Source organism: Paenibacillus sp. 3LSP (assembly GCF_032465655.1).
In the GTDB taxonomy this organism is placed as follows: Bacteria; Bacillota; Bacilli; order Paenibacillales; family Paenibacillaceae; genus Fontibacillus; species Fontibacillus barengoltzii.
This window is the reverse complement of the sequence record NZ_JAWDJI010000188.1, coordinates 1-18182: the sequence shown is the minus strand read 5'-3', so window position 1 is coordinate 18182 and position 18182 is coordinate 1. Positions and strand designations below refer to the sequence as shown.

The following is an 18182-nucleotide window of genomic DNA, read 5'->3' as shown; positions in this document are numbered from 1 at the left end:
TGTAGTTGATTAACCCTTGGCAGACAACAAGAATCACTAAATGCCCATTAATAAATAAGAGGGGAAGAACACGATGAAAAAAAGATGGATGCAGTTGTTGGAGGTCCGTACATTACGTAATCGGATGCTCATCATTTTTGCCGTACTGCTGGCAGTTCCCAATTTGGTGACCTCTTACTCCAGCTACACCCGCGCCAGCGAACAGTTACATGAACAAATGGATGATAACACCCAAGCGAGCGTCAATCTATTGAATAAAACGATTAACCATATTGTAGAGGCGGAAGTTCGCAATGTGGAGCAGCTGGTGCAGCAAATCGATTCTGCTCAAATAGATGCCAATTCTCCTGAGATCCGGTCCCTTATTGACTTGTTCATGGCTAAGCATCCGGAGTTGGAGATTCTAGTTGTTGGCAATCAAAACGGTGCATGGATGAAATCCCCCGATCCTGGAAAACAGGATTACGATCCACGCGATCGTGATTGGTATCTCTCTTCGATGCAACGACCGGAGGACACGGTGATTATCGATCCGTTCGTATCGGCGACGACCGGCAATTTTAATCTATATATCAGCCGTGCGTTAAAAGACCATCAAGGAGCGGTCACGGTCTCCCTGGACCTGTCCAAGCTGAACTTGGATGTCAGCGGCATTCGTCTGGGAGAACACGGTTATGTGTATATCCTGGACCGTACGAACAAGTACGTCTCACATCCGACCAACACGATTGGCGAAGAGGCTTCAGGTGAACATCTGGCGAAAATCCATGAGACGGAATCGGGCCGCTTAAATTACAACGATCCTGAAACGGGGAAGGCAGAGAGTGCATTTTTTACGACCAACCCGCTCACCGGATTTAAAATCGTTGGGGTTCTGGATGTGCAGGAATTCCGCGACGCCTCGAAGCCGATCATGTGGACATCGCTTATGGTTCTAGGTGTCTCCATGGTCATTGCGGGAATCCTGCTCATCCTAACGATCTTGAACATCACGCGTCCGATCGAGCAGCTTAATCGCTCGGCTAAACGGGTGAGTGAAGGTTACTTGGACGAGGACGTCGTTACGAAGCGCAAGGACGAGATTGGGGAATTGGCTGCGAACTACAACGGCATGTTGGCTTCCCTGCGGGGAATGGTACGAGAGATGTCAGGAACGGCTGGCCAGTTGACCGCTTCCAGCGAAGAATTAAATGCGAGTACCGAGCAGAACGCCAAGGCGGTTGAACATGTTGCCCAGCTGGTGTCGGATGCCTCGGATCATGCGGAGAAACAAGCCGCTGCTTCGTTAGAAAGTGCCAAAACGATGGATGAAATGTCTCAAGGCATCCGGAAGATCGCGGACGCGTCCGGCCTGATCGTCGAATCTTCGTTGCAAACGGTGGAGGAGGTTCGAGAAGGCAGCGGGAAGGTGAATCTGGTCGGTTTGCAAATGGATGAGATTCGCCGGTCGACGCTGGAATCGGCGGACATCCTGCAACAGATGAATGAGCTCAGCGGACAGGTTGCCGGAATGAGCAGTGCAATTACGGAGATTGCCAACCAAACCAATCTGTTGGCGCTTAATGCGGCGATCGAAGCGGCGCGGGCTGGCGAGGAAGGTCGCGGCTTCGCGGTGGTAGCGGGCGAAGTGCGAAAACTGGCGGAGCAGTCTGGAGCGACAGCGGAAATGATTCAACGGACCATCGGGCAGATGACCGAACTTACGAGCAAAGCCTACGAAGTTATGAATCATAAGGTGAATACGAATGTCGAGCGGGGAAGAGCCGTAACCGAGGAAGCGCAAACAGCCTTCCAAGCAATCGAGCGGTCTACGCAGCGGATATCGGAGCAAATTCATGAAGTGTCGGCCATCACGCAGCAAATGTCGGCGAGTGCCGATCAAATTGCTCACGCAGTCGAACAAATCGCGGCAACCTCGGCCAGCAGCATGGAGGGCCTGCAAGAGGTGACGGCGGCAACCCAGGAACAGCTGGCGTCCATGGAGGAGATCTCCTCCGCCTCAGAAGGCTTGGCTCGGATGGCCGCAGATATGCATGCGCAGATCGATCGGTTTAAGCTATAATAGGTCAAAATAGAATCAATTCCGTTCATGCCCCTAGTCACAGTTCGTGGCGAAGGGGCATTTTTTGCCGGATTTCCACCCTGAGCCGGGCGCATAAATCCGCCCCGAGACGGATGGAGAAGATCCGAGGGTCGATTAAGATGAATAGCAGCAACGACTTGGATCGATCTCCATTCACGCCTGCTTTACAACGTAACAATGTTATGTTACGCTGTTTGTGCAATGAAAGGAGCATGACAATGAATGAGGATTTGATTTCCAAGAAGGAATTGCTGGATCTGACGGGTATTTCGTATGGACAGTTGTACCGCTGGAAGCGCAAGAACCTGATCCCGGAGCAGTGGTTTATCCGCAAATCGTCTTTTACCGGGCAGGAAACGTATTTTCCAAGGGAAAAAATCCTGCAGCGCATTGACCGCATTCTGGGCATGAAGGATGATTTATCGCTGGATGCGCTGGCGGACGTCTTCTCGGGGAGTCCGAAGGATATCCGTTTAAGCGCGGATGAACTTCTGGAACGAAACATTGTTACATCGACATCATTGAACTTATATATGGAGACTACAGAGAAGAAAGAGGCGCAGCCGAACTTTGGCTTCGATCAGATGTTAATCGTCTACGTGCTTGATAAGCTGTTGCAAAGCGGGGAAATTTCCCTCGAGGAAGGGCGTTTATTGGTTCAGGCGCTTGAGGACCATTTACCAGGCTTGGCTGGGAAGGAATGCGGCGTACATCTCATCCGTAAAATGGGGGTGGCCGCCTTTATTCTGGTGCCGGAGGATGGGGACATTTTTGTTGACCGCAGTGTCCGGACGATTGTTCGGTTATCGCTGGCACGCTGCACAGAGGAATTAAAACTATTGGTGAGCGGGAGTGAAGGATAATGGCGGAACGAAGCGTTAAGGATTTGAAAATTAACGGTGTAGGTCAGGCGTCCGGCGGCGCGTACCGTGAAATCCAGACGGAGGGCATTGCCACTTTGAACGGAGACATTACCTGCGAGTCCTTGGAAGCCAACGGAACGCTGAAAATCAAAGGAACGATCCAAGCAGGCCAAATGAGCTTCAACGGCACTGGTTCCTCGGAGGGGTTGCTGCAGGGCGGCAAAATCGAGCTGGACGGAATGTTGAAGGTCCACCAAGATGTGCGATTCACCTCGCTGCATGTCCGGGGAATGCTCCAATCCAAAGGCTCTGTGATTGGTGAGACGGCGAAGGTGGACGGCGCTTTGAAGCTGGACGGGAATGCCGAATTTGAAACCGCGGAGGTGGACGGTCAGCTTCAGGTTGGCGGGATGCTGAATGCGGGAAATCTGAAGCTGGATTTGGAGGGTCCTTGCCATGCGAAGGAAATCGGCGGGGAAGTAATTGTGGTTCGCCAGCACAAAGGCAAACGTCTGTTGGATTACATCTCTCCCATGTGGGCTTCGCGGTTGACGGTCGATCTAATCGAAGGAGATGACATTCGGCTGGAGGGGACGAAGGCGGAAGTGGTGCGCGGTAACTCGGTTGTGATTGGACCGGGCTGCGAAATTGGCCGCGTGGAGTATAAGGAACACTATGAGGTTTCACCGCAGGCTTCGGTTGGGCGCGCGGAACAGAAATAACGACTCATCATTCAGGAGGGATTGAGGATGGCTGAACAAGTTATGCAAGACCGCAGCGCCGATTTGAAGATTGTTGGCAACGGGACATCAAACGGCGGGGTTTTTAATAAAGTGAAAATTGTCGGCGAAGGCGAAATCAATGGAGATGTGGATTGCCGCAGCTTGAATTGTACCGGAACGCTGGAGGTGGACGGAGGCTTACGTGCCGAGATCGTCAAGGCGACTGGCACGATTGAGGTTACCGGGCCGATGCGCGGAGAAGAGCTGCATCTCACCGGCACCCTTAACGTCCGCGGCGGGCTTCAAGCTGGCCGAGCCAAGCTGAATGGGGAGCTTCGCATTGATGGCGGCATCGCAGGAGAGGAGATCGGGCTGTTTGGAAGCTGCGAGTTGAATGGTGACTGTCAGGCCGAACGGTTGCGACTTAAGGGGTCAGTACAAACCCAAGGCACGATCAATGCCGAGCGGGTGGAGATTGGGATGTTTGGCCGCAGCGAAGCGGGAGAAATCGTCGGCGGGCAAATCCGCATCGCTCCGCACCCGACCTGGAAGTGGGTATCGCTGTTTAAGCAATGGGGCACACCGGCGTTGCAGGCAAGGGTGATTGAAGGGGATGTCATTCGTCTGGAAAATACCGTAGCCGATGTCGTGCGCGGCGGGGATGTCCATATTGGTCCGGGCTGTCGGATCCGACTCGTGGAATATACAAAGCACTATCATCAAGACCCGCACAGCGAGGTGGGGGAGCACTTGAACGTTTGGAGGAATGAATAAGATGAACACACAAAAAAGCAGCCGTCTCGGCTTCGTGGTTGCCGGTCTGCTGCTCGGCATCTTAATGTCCGCCATGGACAATACGATCGTGTCTACGGCAATGGCCACGATCGTGTCCGAGCTCGGTGGACTGGATAAATACGTATGGGTGACCTCCGCATACATGGTCGCGGAAATGGCGGCGATGCCGATCTTCGGTAAGCTGTCCGATATGTATGGGCGGAAACGTTTCTTTGTTTTTGGCATAGCATTGTTCTTGTTAGGGTCTATTCTCTGTGGTACGGCTGACACCATTGTACAGCTCAGCATCTACCGTGCGATCCAAGGGATCGGGGGCGGGGCATTGATGCCCATCGCTTTTGCCATCGTGTTTGATGTGTTCCCGGTGGAGAAACGCGGTGCCATGGGCGGTTTGTTTGGCGCCGTCTTCGGGATCTCCAGCCTGGCCGGCCCGTTGCTTGGGGCATTTATTACCGACCATCTGAACTGGCGCTGGAATTTCTACATCAATATCCCGCTGGGGATCGTCGCTTTGTTCCTGATCTTGGCTTTTTACCGGGAATCGGCCGTTCACTCCAAACAACGCATCGATTGGTGGGGGGCAGTAACCTTGATTGGTGCAGTGGTTGCCCTGATGTTTGCCTTGGAACTGGGCGGGCAGTTGTACGCCTGGGATTCCGGACAGATCCTTGGCCTGTTTGCGGCGTTTGCCGTGCTGTTTACGATTTTTCTGCTGGTAGAACGTAAGGCGGAGGAGCCGATCATCTCCTTCGCGATGTTCCGCAAACGGCTGTTTGCGAGCAGCAACCTCGCCGGGTTGTTTTACGGTGCCGCATTTATTGCAGCTTCGGTGTATATTCCGTTGTTCGTGCAAGGGGTCACGGGCGGTACGGCGACCAACTCGGGCTTGATCCTGTTGCCGATGACGCTGAGCTCTGTAGTTGCTTCCCAAGTTGGGGGCTTTCTCGTGCAGCGTACCAGCTTCCGTAATGTGATGATCTTATCGGCGGTTATTTTTATCTTGGGGATCGCTTTGCTGGCCACAATTACGCCGGACACGACCAAGTTGATGCTGTCGATTTATATGGCCATCGCAGGTTTTGGCGTGGGGTTCTCCTTCTCTGTATTGGGAATGTCGGCCATTCAAGATTTTGGACCTTCGCAGCGGGGAGCTGCCAGCTCGACGATGTCGTTCATTCGCTCGCTGGGGATGACGGTGGGGATTACGATTTTTGGGATCGTGCAACGCAACTTGTTCGCCAATCGGTTAAGTGAATCGTTATCCGGCATGGGCGGCGGAGCCGAAGGGCTTCCATCCCTGGATGATCCTCGGACGCTCCTGGCTTCGGAAGCACGTAAAGCCATACCGGCACCGGTCCTGGAGCAGATTGTAACGGATCTGTCGAAGTCGATTACCACGATGTTTTGGTGGACGCTGGTGCCAGCTGTTCTGGCTTTGATCACGGTATGTTTTATGGGCCATGCCAAAATGAGCGGGTTTGGGCCTAATGCGGCGAGTCGTACTGAAAAGAAGCCGGTGGTTTCGGAGTGAGATATATCCAGATTCAAGGGAATCAAAGAAACAATTGACATCCCTACAGTTCATATGGATAATCTATAGTTTATCCTGAGCAATAATGAGGTGTTTACGTGAAAAGTAATGAGTCACAGGCTTTGCCTTCCGGGAGCTTGTTCCGGAACAGGTTCTACCAGACGATCCTGATCTCTAACCTGTTCTTGCAGATTGGGATCTGGGTCCGTAACTTTGCGATTCTGATGTTTGTCACCGACCAGACCAATAACGATCCGCTGGCGATTTCGCTCATTTCCGTCGTGGAGTTTGCGCCGATCTTCGTGTTCTCATTCATCGGAGGGGCATTTGCGGATCGCTGGAAGCCGAAGCGGACGATGATCTGGTGCGACTTCCTGTCCGCGGTGTCGGTCTTCGCCGTGCTGCTGACGTTGCTGTACGGTTCGTGGGAAGCGGTTTATTTTGCCACCTTTATCTCGGCCATTTTGTCGCAGTTCTCGCAGCCGTCAGTTATGAAGCTGTTTAAGCAGCATGTCCATCCGGATAAAGTGCAGCAAGGGATGGCGTTGTTCCAGTCGTTGGTCGCTATTTTCATGGTGATTGGGCCGTCGCTCGGGATTTACTCCTATCATCAATTTGGGATTTACATCTCGATTGGCGTGATGGGCGTGGCTTTCCTGCTCTCCGCTTTGGTGCTGTTCCGGCTGCCGGCGGATGCGGAGCCAGAGGAGAAACAGGAGAAAACCTCCAATATTCGCAAGGAACTGGCGGACGGCTTCCGCTACGTATGGCGTAGTCCGGTACTGAAGGTATTGGGCGCCACGTTTGCCATCGCCGGCTTCTCGGTTGGGATTATTCAGACGCTGGGGTTGTTTGTCGTCACCGAACGTTTGGGTCAGCCTAAGGAATTCCTGCAATTTTTGCTGGCGGTGAACGGGGTAGCGATGTTGATTGGCGGCGGTGTAATTATGGGCTTAGCCAAAAAAATCCCGCCTCAAATGCTGTTAGCCTTCGGGATGGCGGTCAGCGCTGTCTGTATCGTGGGCATGGGGCTGTCGACCAGCGTTCCGTTGACGTTGGCATTGCAGTTCCTGAACGGATTGACATTCCCTTGCATCCAGATCGGAATCAACACGATGATCCTGCAATGGACGGAGCAATCCTATGTCGGCCGCGTCAATGGCGTACTTAGCCCGATGTTTATGGGCATGATGGTCATCATGATGTCGGTGTCCGGCGTGTTGAAGACGTTCTTCCCGCTTGTTGGCATTTACGCGGTATCCGGCACCATCATGCTGCTGGGCGCGATGATCCTAGTCCCGATCTTCAAGCACAAGCCGGCGGTGCAGCCACAACCGCAGCCGCATCTGGAAGGTCAGCCAACGAGCTGAGGTTGGCAGTAATGAAAAAGCTGTCCCTTTGGGGCCTAATTGAGGGCCTTGGGGACAGCTTTTTTGAGTTGTGGCTTGGGGCTTGCATCTCCTTTAGCGTGCATCAACATCTCCCTTGCGCCCTGCGGCATAGCCAAAGAGGGCGGTTATGATCGAAACACCGGTGATCACAGCAAGCGGGATGTCCCAATTGCCGCTAAGATCGTGGAGATAGCCAAACAGCGTTGGCCCAAAAGCAGCCAAGATATAACCAATCGATTGAGCCATGCCAGATAGAGCACTGGCCTGCTCCGTTGTGCGCGAGCGCAGCGAGAAGAACACGATCGCCAGACCAAAGGTGGAGCCGGAACCAACCCCAAGCAGAAGGATGAAGAGTGGAGCTAACGAGACCGATCCGGCCCAGATGCCGCCAAAACCTATCACGCATAACGCAGCGGAGGCGGCGGTCAGCCACTTCTGGTTGTCCGATCGCGCGGCGAACAGCGGCATTAAGAAGGAGCCGGCCATACTGACTAACTGCATCAGCGATAACATCCAACCGGCTTGTTCGGCATTCATCCCGCGCTCCTGCAGGATGTCCGGCAGCCACGAAATGCTGACGTAAAACAGGATCGACTGGAAGCCCATAAACATCGTCACCAGCCAGGCAACCTTGGAACGCCAAATATTGCGGATCCGTGGAGCAGAAGCAGGGCTTAGATCAAGCTGATCGGACTGGGGGCGTGAGGAAGTGCTGATTGCTTCCCCCTCCTTCGGGGCGACGGAACGGCCCGCAACGGCTGCATTGTTCTGGTTCTGGCCAGCTTCGGTGCGTTTGGGCAGGAGCGGCAGCCAGGCCAAGCTGGCAATCGCCGTCAACACCACCCAAATCGTTAACGCACCGCGCCACCCCAGCGGGCCTTGGGACAACGGCACGCTGATCCCGGAGGAAATCGCCGCCCAGAAGGTTAAGCACGTGGTGAACAGGCTAGTCATCAGACCGACTTGCTGCGGGAAGTCGCGTTTGATCAGCCCGGGCAGCAGCACGTTACAAACCGCAATCGCGATGCCGATCAACGCGGTGCCGGCGAATAGCGCAGCAACGGACGGCAGGGAGCGGACTAGGATGCCGCCGGTCATCAGGACCATGCTGAAGAACAACGTCCGCTCGATCCCCAGCTTTGCGGACAAGCCCGGCGCAGCCAGCGCAAACACCGCGAAGGCGATCAGCGGCAGTGTCGTCAGCATGCCCGACATCGCGTGCGACAAGCCCGTGGCCGCCTCGATTTCGCCAATGAGGGCACCTACGCCGGTGATGGGCGACCGCAGGGCAGCGGCGGTCAGAAGCACGGCAGTGACCAGTAGCCATACTGAGGTGCGGCGCGTTTGATCTAAGTCTGGGTTAGAGGCGGCCGCGATCGTTTTATTCATCTATAAGGAAGCCTCCTTCTGACATCGACAATAATTTCAGCAACAACGATGGATTCGCTTAAAGTTGGATACCCTAGTTTGGAGAAGCTGTCAATTATTTTATGCAGTAAATTTATGAGGAATGTTTGTGGCAGGTCTCAGATGCCAATCAGTATACTTTAAGTTTACATGGAGTGGCAAATTGTGGATTAGATGACTTGTTCCAGAGGGATATGGAAGAATCTGACGAGCATGTGGTAAAATCATGTGTAACCGAAAAATATAGAGTCGTGAAGCACACGCCTTTTGTTGTCGGACGATGCCGTTTGTCTCGTCTGTCGATGAAAGGCGTTTTATTTTTTTCATAAATTGAGGAGGTTGGTGTTGGATGGGATTTCAGCAGATGCATGCGCAGTGGATCAGCGAGCATTTGGAACGTCGGCAAGGGGAGAGAGAACGAAGGTTGAGGGAGGGGCATGGGCACGCGGAAAAAGCTTTTGTCGAAAAAGTGTGGTGGCCGGCTTTCGGGCATTTTCGGCAGCTTCATCCCGAATACGAGGTAACGGATTTTAAGGATGGGTACCGCTATCTTGACTTTGCTTATCTTCGTTCCGGACTAAAACTAGCGATTGAAATTGACGGATACGGCCCGCATCTGCGCGGGATCAGCCGGGATCGCTTCTCGGACCAATGCCGCCGGCAAAACGACCTGATCCTAGATGGCTGGAAGGTGCTGCGATTTACTTACGATGATGTCTGCGAGAACCCGCGTTACTGTCAGCAAACTCTGCAGCAGTTTATGGGACGGTGGTTGGGGGAGGCGGATAATTTGAGGCAGATCAACTACCAGGAGAGGGAGCTGCTTCGTCAGTTTCTTCGTGCGGGAAGACCGTTAACACCGGCGGATATCTGCCAAACGATGGGCGTGGAAAATAAAACTGCGCGCAAATGGCTGCGGCAGTTGTTGGAGAAGCGGTGGATCCAGCCGGCAAGCGGCAGCGTGCGGATCCGTTCTTATCGACTTTCGCTCGACGCCGAGCGTCTTCTTTTGTAGACCAAGAGGGAATAACGCCCTTTTGTGGTCTTATTTGACTCCCCCAGACAATTTCCGGGGAAATAACGGTAAAAAATGTCCTTATCCTTAAGGAAACGTCGCAATAAGGGCGGGTTTAGGTTTCATATCGTAAAATAACGCCACAATTTTCCCTTATTTCAGTGAAGCGGCGTGAAATTGACGAAATAAGGCCTATTTTTACCGTTATCCTCGGGGTTAGAAGGGAGGGAGGAGGGGTGATGCCGCCTCCCCGTGATTCTTACCGAAAATTCGGCCCGGTGACGCCGTCCTCCAAAATCTGCTTAGGTAAGCTATCAGAGGAGTTGCCGCCGCTGGAGTTGCCACCCGAGCTGCCCGAGCCGCCTTGACCGCCGGTTCCTGAACCGCCCGTGCCGCTACCTTTGCTGCCGCCATTTCCGCTCCGATTGTTCTCGCGATTGCCACTGCCTGCATCTTCGCCATTGCTGCTCCCGGTGGACCCCGCCTTGACTTCACGCACTGCGATGACATTAGGTTGCGCGGGGTACGTGTCTTTGGAGAGCAGAGTGCGTTCGACCGTCTTGCCGTCCACTTTCTTGATGCGGTATGTCTCCACGACATATCCTTGCTTTCCACGCACGAGCACTTGCTGGCTGCCCGCAGGCAAGGAGCGGTTGATCACATACTTGTTGGGCGGGGAAATGACTTCGGTTGTACGCGACTCCAGCGTGTAACTCACGTTCTCCGGCATATCGCCAAAAAGCTTAACAGTTAGTTGACCGTTTTTCACCTCGGCGCGGATGAGGAGATGGTGGCCGGAGGTGTTTTGGAAGCGGAAATTGATGTAGCCTTTGGCGAACGTGGCGTCCTGACCTTTGGGCAAGTATTTGACCGGAAGGGAGTGGTTGCGCCGCTCCACGATGGTCAGCCCGGCGCGAACCGCCGCATTGTAGAGCGTGCTCGACACCTGGCAAATCCCGCCTCCAACCCCAGGGGTCAGCCGCCCTCCAAAAATAACCGGCGCCTCCCGGAAGCCGTACGTTTTCTCGGCATACTCAATCACTTCGTTGTAATCGAAAACTTCGTCTGGAGCCAATACCATCCCGTCGATGCTGCGGGCTGCCGCGTCCACGTTATGCACCCGCCCGGCCCCGCTGGACATCAGGCTTGTGGAGAACTGGACGATTTTGCGGCGGATGCCTTCTTTTTGGAGCCGTTCTACGGTGATTTCGGGCTCTACAGTTTTGAGCGGCACGGTAAACTGCAACGTAGGAAGCTGTTTCGATAATGCGTTTGGGGTTGGTTCATGCCATGAATTTTTTTCCAAACGACGTACTTCTTCACCAAGCTGCTTCGGCACCATTTCCAATAAGCGTTCCCAGTCGATGCGTTGCACGGCCGTACCCGGCAAATAACGAATTTGGTCCTGTGGCGTAATCGTTCGCACGGCGTTCACTGGGGAGCCAAATCGATTCTTTTCCCACTCCGGGGAAAACATCGTCTGCAGCTTCTTCGGATCGAAGGTGATGCTGAGCGTCTGCTGCCGAGGAAAACTTCTTCTCGCCATTCCCCGTTCCCATAAGGAGCCTTCTTCCAGTCGCTGTACCTCATCATGAAAAGCTTCTGCGTCAAACGTAATCCCGGCATCCTCCCAAGTTAGGGTTTTGGTAGTGCCGTCGACCGCAAACACAGCTTGCTTCCGGTTTAATGCGGCGATCTCCTGGTCAAGGAGCCGCAGCGCTTCATCACGCTGGCGCCGGCCCAGATCCAGTCCGGCCACAACGGTGCCCGCAGGCAAGGTGTCCTGTGAGACATAAAGTGCGAGCGCTCCCCAACTTGCAGCGCCGAGAAGCCCAATGCAGAGAAATATAGCTGCCAAATGTTTCTTTTTCATCGCCGTCTCCTTTAGGCCGCAGCCCTTGAGATTCATAGAAAAGAACCTTGTACAACTATATGTATGATCAAACAGCTGGAAACTTTCGGGTACTCAAGTGGTAACATCTTTGTTACAATAAATATCGGACTTCAAGGAATTTCCTCAACTTTTAAAGGATTTGGCTGGAACATGTCGAATGTAAGATAGGGCCACCTATAGAAACGGAATCATAGATTTAGGACGTGATCAAGTGATAGAAATGCAGGATGTCTGGAAGACATATCCGAATGGTACCCACGCCCTTAAAGGCGTTTCGGTCAAGATCGACCGTAATGAATTCGTGTATCTGGTTGGTCCCTCCGGCGCAGGGAAATCGACTTTTATGAAGCTGATTTACCGGGAAGAAGTGCCTACCAAGGGGCAGATTTCTGTGAATGGCTTTAACATTGGTAAGCTAAAACCTCGCAAAATTCCCTATGTACGCCGAAATATCGGGGTGATTTTCCAGGACTTTCGTCTGCTTCCGAAGCTGACGGCTTACGAGAATGTGGCTTTTGCTTTGGAGGTTATCGAAGCCCCGAAGAAGATTATTAAGAAACGCGTGATGGAAGTGCTCGACCTGGTCGGGCTGAAAAATAAAGCAAACCGCGATCCATCCCAACTATCCGGCGGTGAGCAACAGCGGGTGGCGATCGCTCGGGCGATCGTCAATAATCCATCTGTCATTATTGCGGACGAGCCTACAGGGAACCTCGATCCTGAGACCTCCTGGGGGATCATGCAACTGCTGGACGAAATCAACTTCCGCGGCACCACAATCGTTATGGCTACCCACAACAAAGAGATTGTCAATACGATGCGCAAGCGCGTTATCGCGATTGAACACGGCAATATCGTGCGAGACCAGCTGAGAGGGGAATATGGTTATGACTATTAGCACCTTCTTGCGGCATTTGCGGGAAGGCGCAAAGAGCGTGTTCCGCAACGGTTGGATGTCGGTGGCGTCCATCACCTCGATCATCGTATCGTTGCTGATCTTAGGCGTGTTCACCTTGCTAGTGCTGAACGTCAATGCGTTTGCCGATGAGGCGGACAGCCAGGTACAGATCAAAGCATACCTCAACTCAGATGTGACCGAAGCCGTACGCGACCAGATCTATAACGATATCGGCTCCATGGAAGAAGTCAGCAAAGTGAAACTGATTCCTAAAGCCGAAGGCCTCAAGGATTTCCGGGAGAAGCTCGGCGAGGAAGGCAAGGATCTGCTGGAAGGGTACGACGAGACGACGAACCCGATTCCTGATACGTTTGAGGTTCAGGTCATTGAACCTACTACGGTGCCTTACGTAGCCAGCAAGATTAATGCCCTGAACGATAAATACGAAGAGAAGCCGATCTATAAGGTTAACTACGGACAAGGTACGGTGGAAAAGTTATTTAAAATCACCCGGGCGATCCGCAATATCGGATTTGCCTTTGTAGCGGGTCTTGCCCTGATGGCGATGTTCCTCATCTCCAATACGATCCGGGTTACGATCTTAGCCCGTCGCCGGGAGATTGGCATCATGAAGCTGGTCGGCGCGACGAATACCTTTATACGCTGGCCGTTCTTCGTAGAAGGCGCACTCATAGGTTTGATCGGTTCTTTGATTACCGTTGGCGTGCTGTTCTTTAGTTATAACGAGCTGGTGACCTCGGTCAAATCCGATGTGACGCTGGCCATTCAACTGGTGCCGCTCCAAGATATCGGTCTGGAACTAGGCGGATTACTGGTTGGCTTAGGACTTTTGATTGGCATTTGGGGAAGTACGATGTCGATTCGGAAGTTTTTGAAGGTGTAGCGCGACGTCGAGATGCTTCGGAGAATTACATCACGATAAGAGAAACCTTAATCGACGTAATCTCTAAGTAGCAAGACCGCGTTTAGCGGAAGTTTATTCTTGCGATATAAGGAAGCTGAGGTTACATAGTTATTCATTCTTAGATCTACAAAAGTCGAACTTTTAACTACCTTATACAAGAAGGATGGGGAAACGAAGTTGAAGAAATGGATAACCACACTCACCGTTGTCGCATTAGCCGCTTTGATTTTCCAACCTACTGAAGGCTTCGCCAAGACTAAAACCATCAGCCAGATCGACAAAGAGCTGAAGCAGCTTCAGGAGCAGGCTAAGCAAGCCAAAGCGCAGCAGGAGAAAGCCGAGAGTCAGAAGCAGGAAGCGCAGCATTACGTCAATAAAAACACCAACTATCTGAAGCAATTAATGAGTCAGATTGAGGTTGTCAGCAATGAGTTAACGAAAATCTCCCTCGAAATTGAGGAAACGGAAGAGGATCTGCGTGAAACCGCGCAAAAATTGGACGAGACCCAGGCGCGAATTGAAGAGCGATCCCACTTACTCGACACTCGCGTTCGGTTGATGTATACGGATGGCGTCGTTTCCTATTTAGATGTGCTGCTGTCCTCTACCAGCTTCACCGATTTTCTTGAGCGCGCGGACTCCCTCCAAGCGATTGCCAATCAAGACCATATCCTGTTGGACGAACATAAACGGGATAAGGAACTGATTGAGCAACAGAAGCAGCAACTGGAGCAGGATTATGCCAAAGTGAAGCAGCTTTATGCGGATGCCGAGTCGCGGAAGAGCGATCTGGAAGCGAAGGAGATCGAGAAGCAGCAGTTGATTGCGAAATACAACGCGGAGATCGAGGAATCCGAAGATATCAGCGCGGAGCAAGAAGCGCTCCTGGTTGAGCTGGCGAAGAAACGGTCGGCGTTGGAACAAGAGAAGAACAAGCTAAAGGCCGCACAAGTATACAAATATAAGAAGACTTCGTCCGGTTCCGGCGGATTTAAGGGGAACGGAGGTTCCTTTGGATTGCCGGTGGATGGTGCACGCATCTCTTCCGGCTACGGTACGCGTATCCATCCAATTACGGGTGTGAAGAAGACCCATACAGGTGTGGATTTCGCAGCACCGCAAGGTACGGACATTCATGCTGCCCAGGACGGCGTCGTCATCGTTGCAGAATGGTGGAGCGGCTACGGCAACACGGTCATCATCGACCACGGTGACAACGTATGGACGCTTTACGGCCATATTCGCAACGGCGGGATTAAGGTTGAGAAAGGCCAGCACGTGAAGAAAGGCGAAAAAATTGCCGAAGTCGGAAGCACGGGCAATTCCACCGGTCCTCACTGTCACTTCGAAGTCCGGATCAACGGTAACCCGGTAGACCCAATGCCTTATTTGTAATAAAATAACTATAGTGTTCGAGCGAAAACGGATACCGCCTCTTTGGGGCAGGGTCCGTTTTCACCGTTAGATTGGGTTATTAGCACCGAGAAGGTTGGATGAAGCTAGAGACTGAGTAGCGGAGCTAAACGTTTTCGTAGAAAACGACTTCGGAAGCATAAGCTTGTACGGGCTACGTGAGCAACGGAAGGCCCGGCTGAATTCAAGATTCGACGTCGACTAGGCTACTTGAGAGTGCCACGTGATAAGAAGCCAATTTTAAAACCACCTTAAATTGTAAATATTTCTCATGGGTGGAACATATACTATGTGACGTTCAATTCGGACGTGCCGGGCACGCCGCCCGGTGATGTTCATTTTTTCGGAGGCGGTGATCAAGGATGTTTAAAGGTCGTACGGTAGCCCTGCTCGTTGTCGCAGCCATGCTGGTCAGCAGCTTGTTGACGTTAACGCTGACGGGGGAATGGAGCTTTGCCGGAACGGGACCGCTGCGCAGCGGAAGTTATGCCGACACGGCCGGCACCGGCTCGAAGCAAAATATCAAAAAAATCGAGACGGCGCTGCAGCTCGTCCAAAAAAACTACGTCGAGGACGTGGATACGAACAAGTTAATTGATGGTGCGATCGACGGGATGATGAATGCGCTGGGGGATCCTTTCTCCTCGTACATGGCCCCGGATACGGCACAGCAATTCTCGGAGCAGATTGAGGGTTCTTTTACCGGAATTGGGGCAGAGGTGTCCATGGAGAACGGCAATGTCGTGGTCGTTTCCCCAATCAAGGGCTCTCCTGCTGAAAAAGCCGGCATTCAACCGAAGGATATCCTGTTGTCGGTGAATGGGGAGTCATTCGAGGGGCTGAGCTTAAATGAGGCAGTGGCCAAAATTCGCGGCCCGAAAGGCACCGTTGCGAAGGTGAAGGTCAAACGCGCTGGCGTCGCCAATACGCTGGAATTTGAGATTGTCCGCGATGACATTGCGCTGGAAACGGTCTATGCCGAGATGAAGGATGGCAAAATCGGGGTTATTACGGTGACCGAGTTTTCGCTGAATACGGCGGATCGTTTCAAGAAGGAGCTGGAAAACCTCGAGAAACAAGGCATGAAAGGCCTGATCATCGATGTGCGCAACAACCCGGGCGGGGTGCTGGACGTCGTCGAGGCGATGTCCGAACAGTTCGTGCCGGCAGGGAAAGCCATCGTCCAAATCGAGGATAAATATAAACGCCGGCAGCAATCGGTTTCCAAAGGAAGTGGGAAGTCCTACCCGGTCGCCGTGTTGACCAACAAGGGCAGCGCGAGCGCCTCGGAAATTCTGGCCGGGGCGCTTCAGGAATCTGCAGGAGCGAAGCTGGTCGGTGAGACAACTTACGGCAAAGGAACGGTGCAATCCAGCTACAGTCAGGAAATGGGCGACGGCAGCTTGCTGAAGATTACGATCGCCAAGTGGCTGACACCAAACGGCGAATGGATTCATAAGAAAGGGATCAAGCCGGATGTTGAGGTGTCCCAGCCGGATTATTTTATGGTAGCACCAATCAATAAGGAAAAAACGTACAAATACGATATGCTCGGTGAGGATATCAAAAGCGCTCAAACGATGCTGGACGGACTCGGATACAATCCGGGTCGGAAAGACGGATATTTCGATAAAAGCACCGAGAAGGCGCTGAAAAAGTTCCAGACGGACCAGAAGCTTACGGCAAACGGCGTGCTGGACGAGAAAACCGCCGGGGCTTTGGAAGCCAGCATCATCCAACAAATCCGCGATCCGAAAAACGACTTGCAGTTAAATCGGGCACTCGAGATTATGCGGAAGGAAATTGCGAAGTGAATGTCGAATCCCTAAGAGGGCTGAAATGCGGCCCTCTTTTTTTCTGATTTTCGTTGGAGTACATAGGTGAACTGATCATTACTCCTAAAGATAGAGGACAAGCTTGAACTTGTACACCAAAAAAGGAGCGTGAATACCTCTTGGATCTCATTCTCGAAGGATTGTGGAGTCTGGCGGAAGCGGGGGCGCAGTTGTTGTTGCAGCCGTTCTACTATATCTCGATTATCGTCATCCTGCTGCTCTATCGCAGACAGGTTGTGCTGGAACGCCGTCTGTTTCATGTTCGCCTGCACCGCTGGGGCTTGCAGACTTGGCAAACCGCTCTTGGCGGGCTGCTGGCGGGGCTGGCGGTATCCGTCGTCTTCGTCTTCCTTGGAATGAATTTGACGATGGAGGGAATGCTCTGCCTTTGGGTGGTTACGCTGGTGCTGATGCTGTTCCGCATCCGCTATTTATGTCTCGCTTACGCTGTGGGTGTGCTGGGTGTCCTCCAGTTTGTATTCCATCTGATCCCGGATCCGGCAGAGGCCCCGGTTCTAAGCGATGTTGTTCGTGTCGTCCGGGAGCTGGATATTCCGGCATTGCTTTGTCTGGTCGGCTTGCTGCATTTGGCCGAAGGATTGTTGGTTCGTTGGCAGGGGGCTTCGTTTGCGGGGCCGTTGTTTTTTGAAGGAAAAAGAGGCAAGCTGATCGGCGGGTATCAAATGCAAAGCTTGTGGCCGGTGCCGCTGTTCTTGCTCGTCCCGGCGCAGACGTTAGGCGGGGTTCTGCCGTGGACGCCGTTGTTTGGCGGAGATGCCTGGCAAGACGGCTTCAGCTTGATCGGGCTGCCGATCGTGCTTGGATTCTCGGAGATGACGCTGGGGATGCTGCCTCAGGATAAAGCGCGCGTTTCATCCAGCCGCCTGCTGGGGTATGGCGCGGTGATCACCGTGCTGGCGTTGCTCGCGGCGTGGTGGAGCCCGCTGATGCTGGTGGCCGCCCTCGCGGCGTTTGGGCTGCACGAAGCGTTGATTTGGCTGAGCCGTTATGAGGAGCAGCAACGCAGCCCGATGTTTGTCCATCCGCAAGGGGGACTGAAGGTGCTCGCGGTGTTGCCGGGCAGTCCGGCGGAAGAGCTAGGCATTCGGGCCGGCGAGTCGATCGTGAAGGTCAACGGCGTGCCGGTGCCCACGAAGGAAGATCTGCATGCGGCGCTGCGGATCAACCCGGCTTTCTGCAAGCTGGAGGTACGGAATCTCGCGGGCGAGAGTAAATTCCTCCAGCGCGCCATCTACGCCGGCGATCACCACCAGCTCGGCGCGATTCTCGCGCCGGACGAGCTGGCGCCGGCGGCGGTAAGGCTGCAGCCGCTCTCGCTGCTGCAGCTGCTGCGCCCGCGCGCGAGCGCCCGCGCGGCGCGGGGCGCTCGGGGCGCCACGCCCGCACCGC

14 protein-coding genes are annotated in these 18182 nt (G+C 53.4%); 12 read left to right on the top strand and 2 right to left on the bottom strand.

The features are described 5' to 3' along the window. Nucleotides 1-73 precede the first annotated feature (73 nt). The 6 genes from RW092_RS16090 (at nt 74) to RW092_RS16065 (ending at nt 7364) form a co-directional block, all read left to right on the top strand. A complete protein-coding gene (locus RW092_RS16090) occupies nt 74-2062 on the top strand; it encodes a methyl-accepting chemotaxis protein (RefSeq protein WP_316010671.1) in 1989 nt (662 codons plus the stop codon). Between the two features lie 239 nt (nt 2063-2301). Further along, a complete protein-coding gene (locus tag RW092_RS16085; RefSeq protein ID WP_316010670.1) occupies nt 2302-2946 on the top strand; it encodes a YhbD family protein in 645 nt (214 codons plus the stop codon). Further along, nucleotides 2946-3668 (top strand): hypothetical protein, encoded by a 723-nt coding sequence (locus tag RW092_RS16080; RefSeq protein ID WP_016314105.1) that lies wholly within the window; start codon nt 2946-2948, stop codon nt 3666-3668. The genes RW092_RS16085 and RW092_RS16080 overlap by 1 nt, the downstream gene beginning before the upstream one ends. Nucleotides 3669-3695: 27 nt before the next feature. Beyond that, nucleotides 3696-4442: a hypothetical protein gene (locus RW092_RS16075; RefSeq protein WP_316010669.1), complete on the top strand. Its 747-nt coding sequence runs from the start codon at nt 3696-3698 to the stop codon at nt 4440-4442. 1 nt (nt 4443) lies between these two features. After that, nucleotides 4444-5994, top strand: coding sequence for an MDR family MFS transporter (locus RW092_RS16070; RefSeq protein WP_016314103.1), 1551 nt, complete (start codon nt 4444-4446; stop codon nt 5992-5994). Nucleotides 5995-6092: 98 nt separating this feature from the next. Further along, nucleotides 6093-7364, top strand: coding sequence for an MFS transporter (locus tag RW092_RS16065; RefSeq protein WP_028538117.1), 1272 nt, complete (start codon nt 6093-6095; stop codon nt 7362-7364). Between the two features lie 93 nt (nt 7365-7457). On the opposite strand, the gene RW092_RS16060 is transcribed toward RW092_RS16065, so the two are convergent. Continuing rightward, a complete protein-coding gene (locus RW092_RS16060) occupies nt 7458-8774 on the bottom strand; it encodes a CynX/NimT family MFS transporter (protein ID WP_316010668.1) in 1317 nt (438 codons plus the stop codon). 367 nt (nt 8775-9141) lie between these two features. Between RW092_RS16060 and RW092_RS16055 the strand changes: the two genes are divergently transcribed. Then, on the top strand, nt 9142-9807 hold the full coding sequence (locus RW092_RS16055; RefSeq protein WP_016314100.1) for a PDDEXK family nuclease: 666 nt from the start codon (nt 9142-9144) through the stop codon (nt 9805-9807). Nucleotides 9808-10066: 259 nt separating this feature from the next. On the opposite strand, the gene RW092_RS16050 is transcribed toward RW092_RS16055, so the two are convergent. Beyond that, nucleotides 10067-11680 (bottom strand): VanW family protein, encoded by a 1614-nt coding sequence (locus tag RW092_RS16050; RefSeq protein ID WP_316010667.1) that lies wholly within the window; start codon nt 11678-11680, stop codon nt 10067-10069. Between the two features lie 232 nt (nt 11681-11912). Between RW092_RS16050 and ftsE the strand changes: the two genes are divergently transcribed. From ftsE to RW092_RS16025, 5 genes are all read left to right on the top strand, one after another. Next, complete coding sequence (gene ftsE, locus RW092_RS16045; protein WP_009225387.1) at nt 11913-12599, top strand: cell division ATP-binding protein FtsE; 687 nt, start codon at nt 11913-11915, stop codon at nt 12597-12599. Beyond that, complete coding sequence (gene ftsX / locus RW092_RS16040) at nt 12589-13503, top strand: permease-like cell division protein FtsX (protein WP_036625958.1); 915 nt, start codon at nt 12589-12591, stop codon at nt 13501-13503. Before ftsE ends, ftsX begins: the two co-directional genes overlap by 11 nt. 198 nt (nt 13504-13701) lie before the next feature. Beyond that, nucleotides 13702-14919, top strand: a complete 1218-nt coding sequence (locus RW092_RS16035; RefSeq protein ID WP_028538113.1) for a murein hydrolase activator EnvC family protein — start codon at nt 13702-13704, stop codon at nt 14917-14919. A 380-nt stretch (nt 14920-15299) separates the two neighbouring features. Then, nucleotides 15300-16751: a S41 family peptidase gene (locus tag RW092_RS16030; protein ID WP_316010666.1), complete on the top strand. Its 1452-nt coding sequence runs from the start codon at nt 15300-15302 to the stop codon at nt 16749-16751. Between the two features lie 140 nt (nt 16752-16891). Continuing rightward, nucleotides 16892-18182, top strand: a 1291-nt coding sequence (locus RW092_RS16025) for a PDZ domain-containing protein (protein WP_316010665.1), incomplete at its 3' end; no start/stop codon positions are given.

What these genes read in the sequence shown, in the direction of transcription:
- RW092_RS16055 (WP_016314100.1), top strand. Translation starts at nt 9,142, where the DNA reads ATGGGATTTCAGCAGATGCATGCGCAGTGGATCAGCGAGCATTTGGAA.
- RW092_RS16060 (WP_316010668.1), bottom strand. Translation starts at nt 8,774, where the DNA reads ATGAATAAAACGATCGCGGCCGCCTCTAACCCAGACTTAGATCAAACG.
- RW092_RS16080 (WP_016314105.1), top strand. Translation starts at nt 2,946, where the DNA reads ATGGCGGAACGAAGCGTTAAGGATTTGAAAATTAACGGTGTAGGTCAG.
- RW092_RS16030 (WP_316010666.1), top strand. Translation starts at nt 15,300, where the DNA reads ATGTTTAAAGGTCGTACGGTAGCCCTGCTCGTTGTCGCAGCCATGCTG.
- ftsX (WP_036625958.1), top strand. Translation starts at nt 12,589, where the DNA reads ATGACTATTAGCACCTTCTTGCGGCATTTGCGGGAAGGCGCAAAGAGC.
- RW092_RS16075 (WP_316010669.1), top strand. Translation starts at nt 3,696, where the DNA reads ATGGCTGAACAAGTTATGCAAGACCGCAGCGCCGATTTGAAGATTGTT.
- RW092_RS16090 (WP_316010671.1), top strand. Translation starts at nt 74, where the DNA reads ATGAAAAAAAGATGGATGCAGTTGTTGGAGGTCCGTACATTACGTAAT.
- RW092_RS16085 (WP_316010670.1), top strand. Translation starts at nt 2,302, where the DNA reads ATGAATGAGGATTTGATTTCCAAGAAGGAATTGCTGGATCTGACGGGT.
- RW092_RS16070 (WP_016314103.1), top strand. Translation starts at nt 4,444, where the DNA reads ATGAACACACAAAAAAGCAGCCGTCTCGGCTTCGTGGTTGCCGGTCTG.
- RW092_RS16050 (WP_316010667.1), bottom strand. Translation starts at nt 11,680, where the DNA reads ATGAAAAAGAAACATTTGGCAGCTATATTTCTCTGCATTGGGCTTCTC.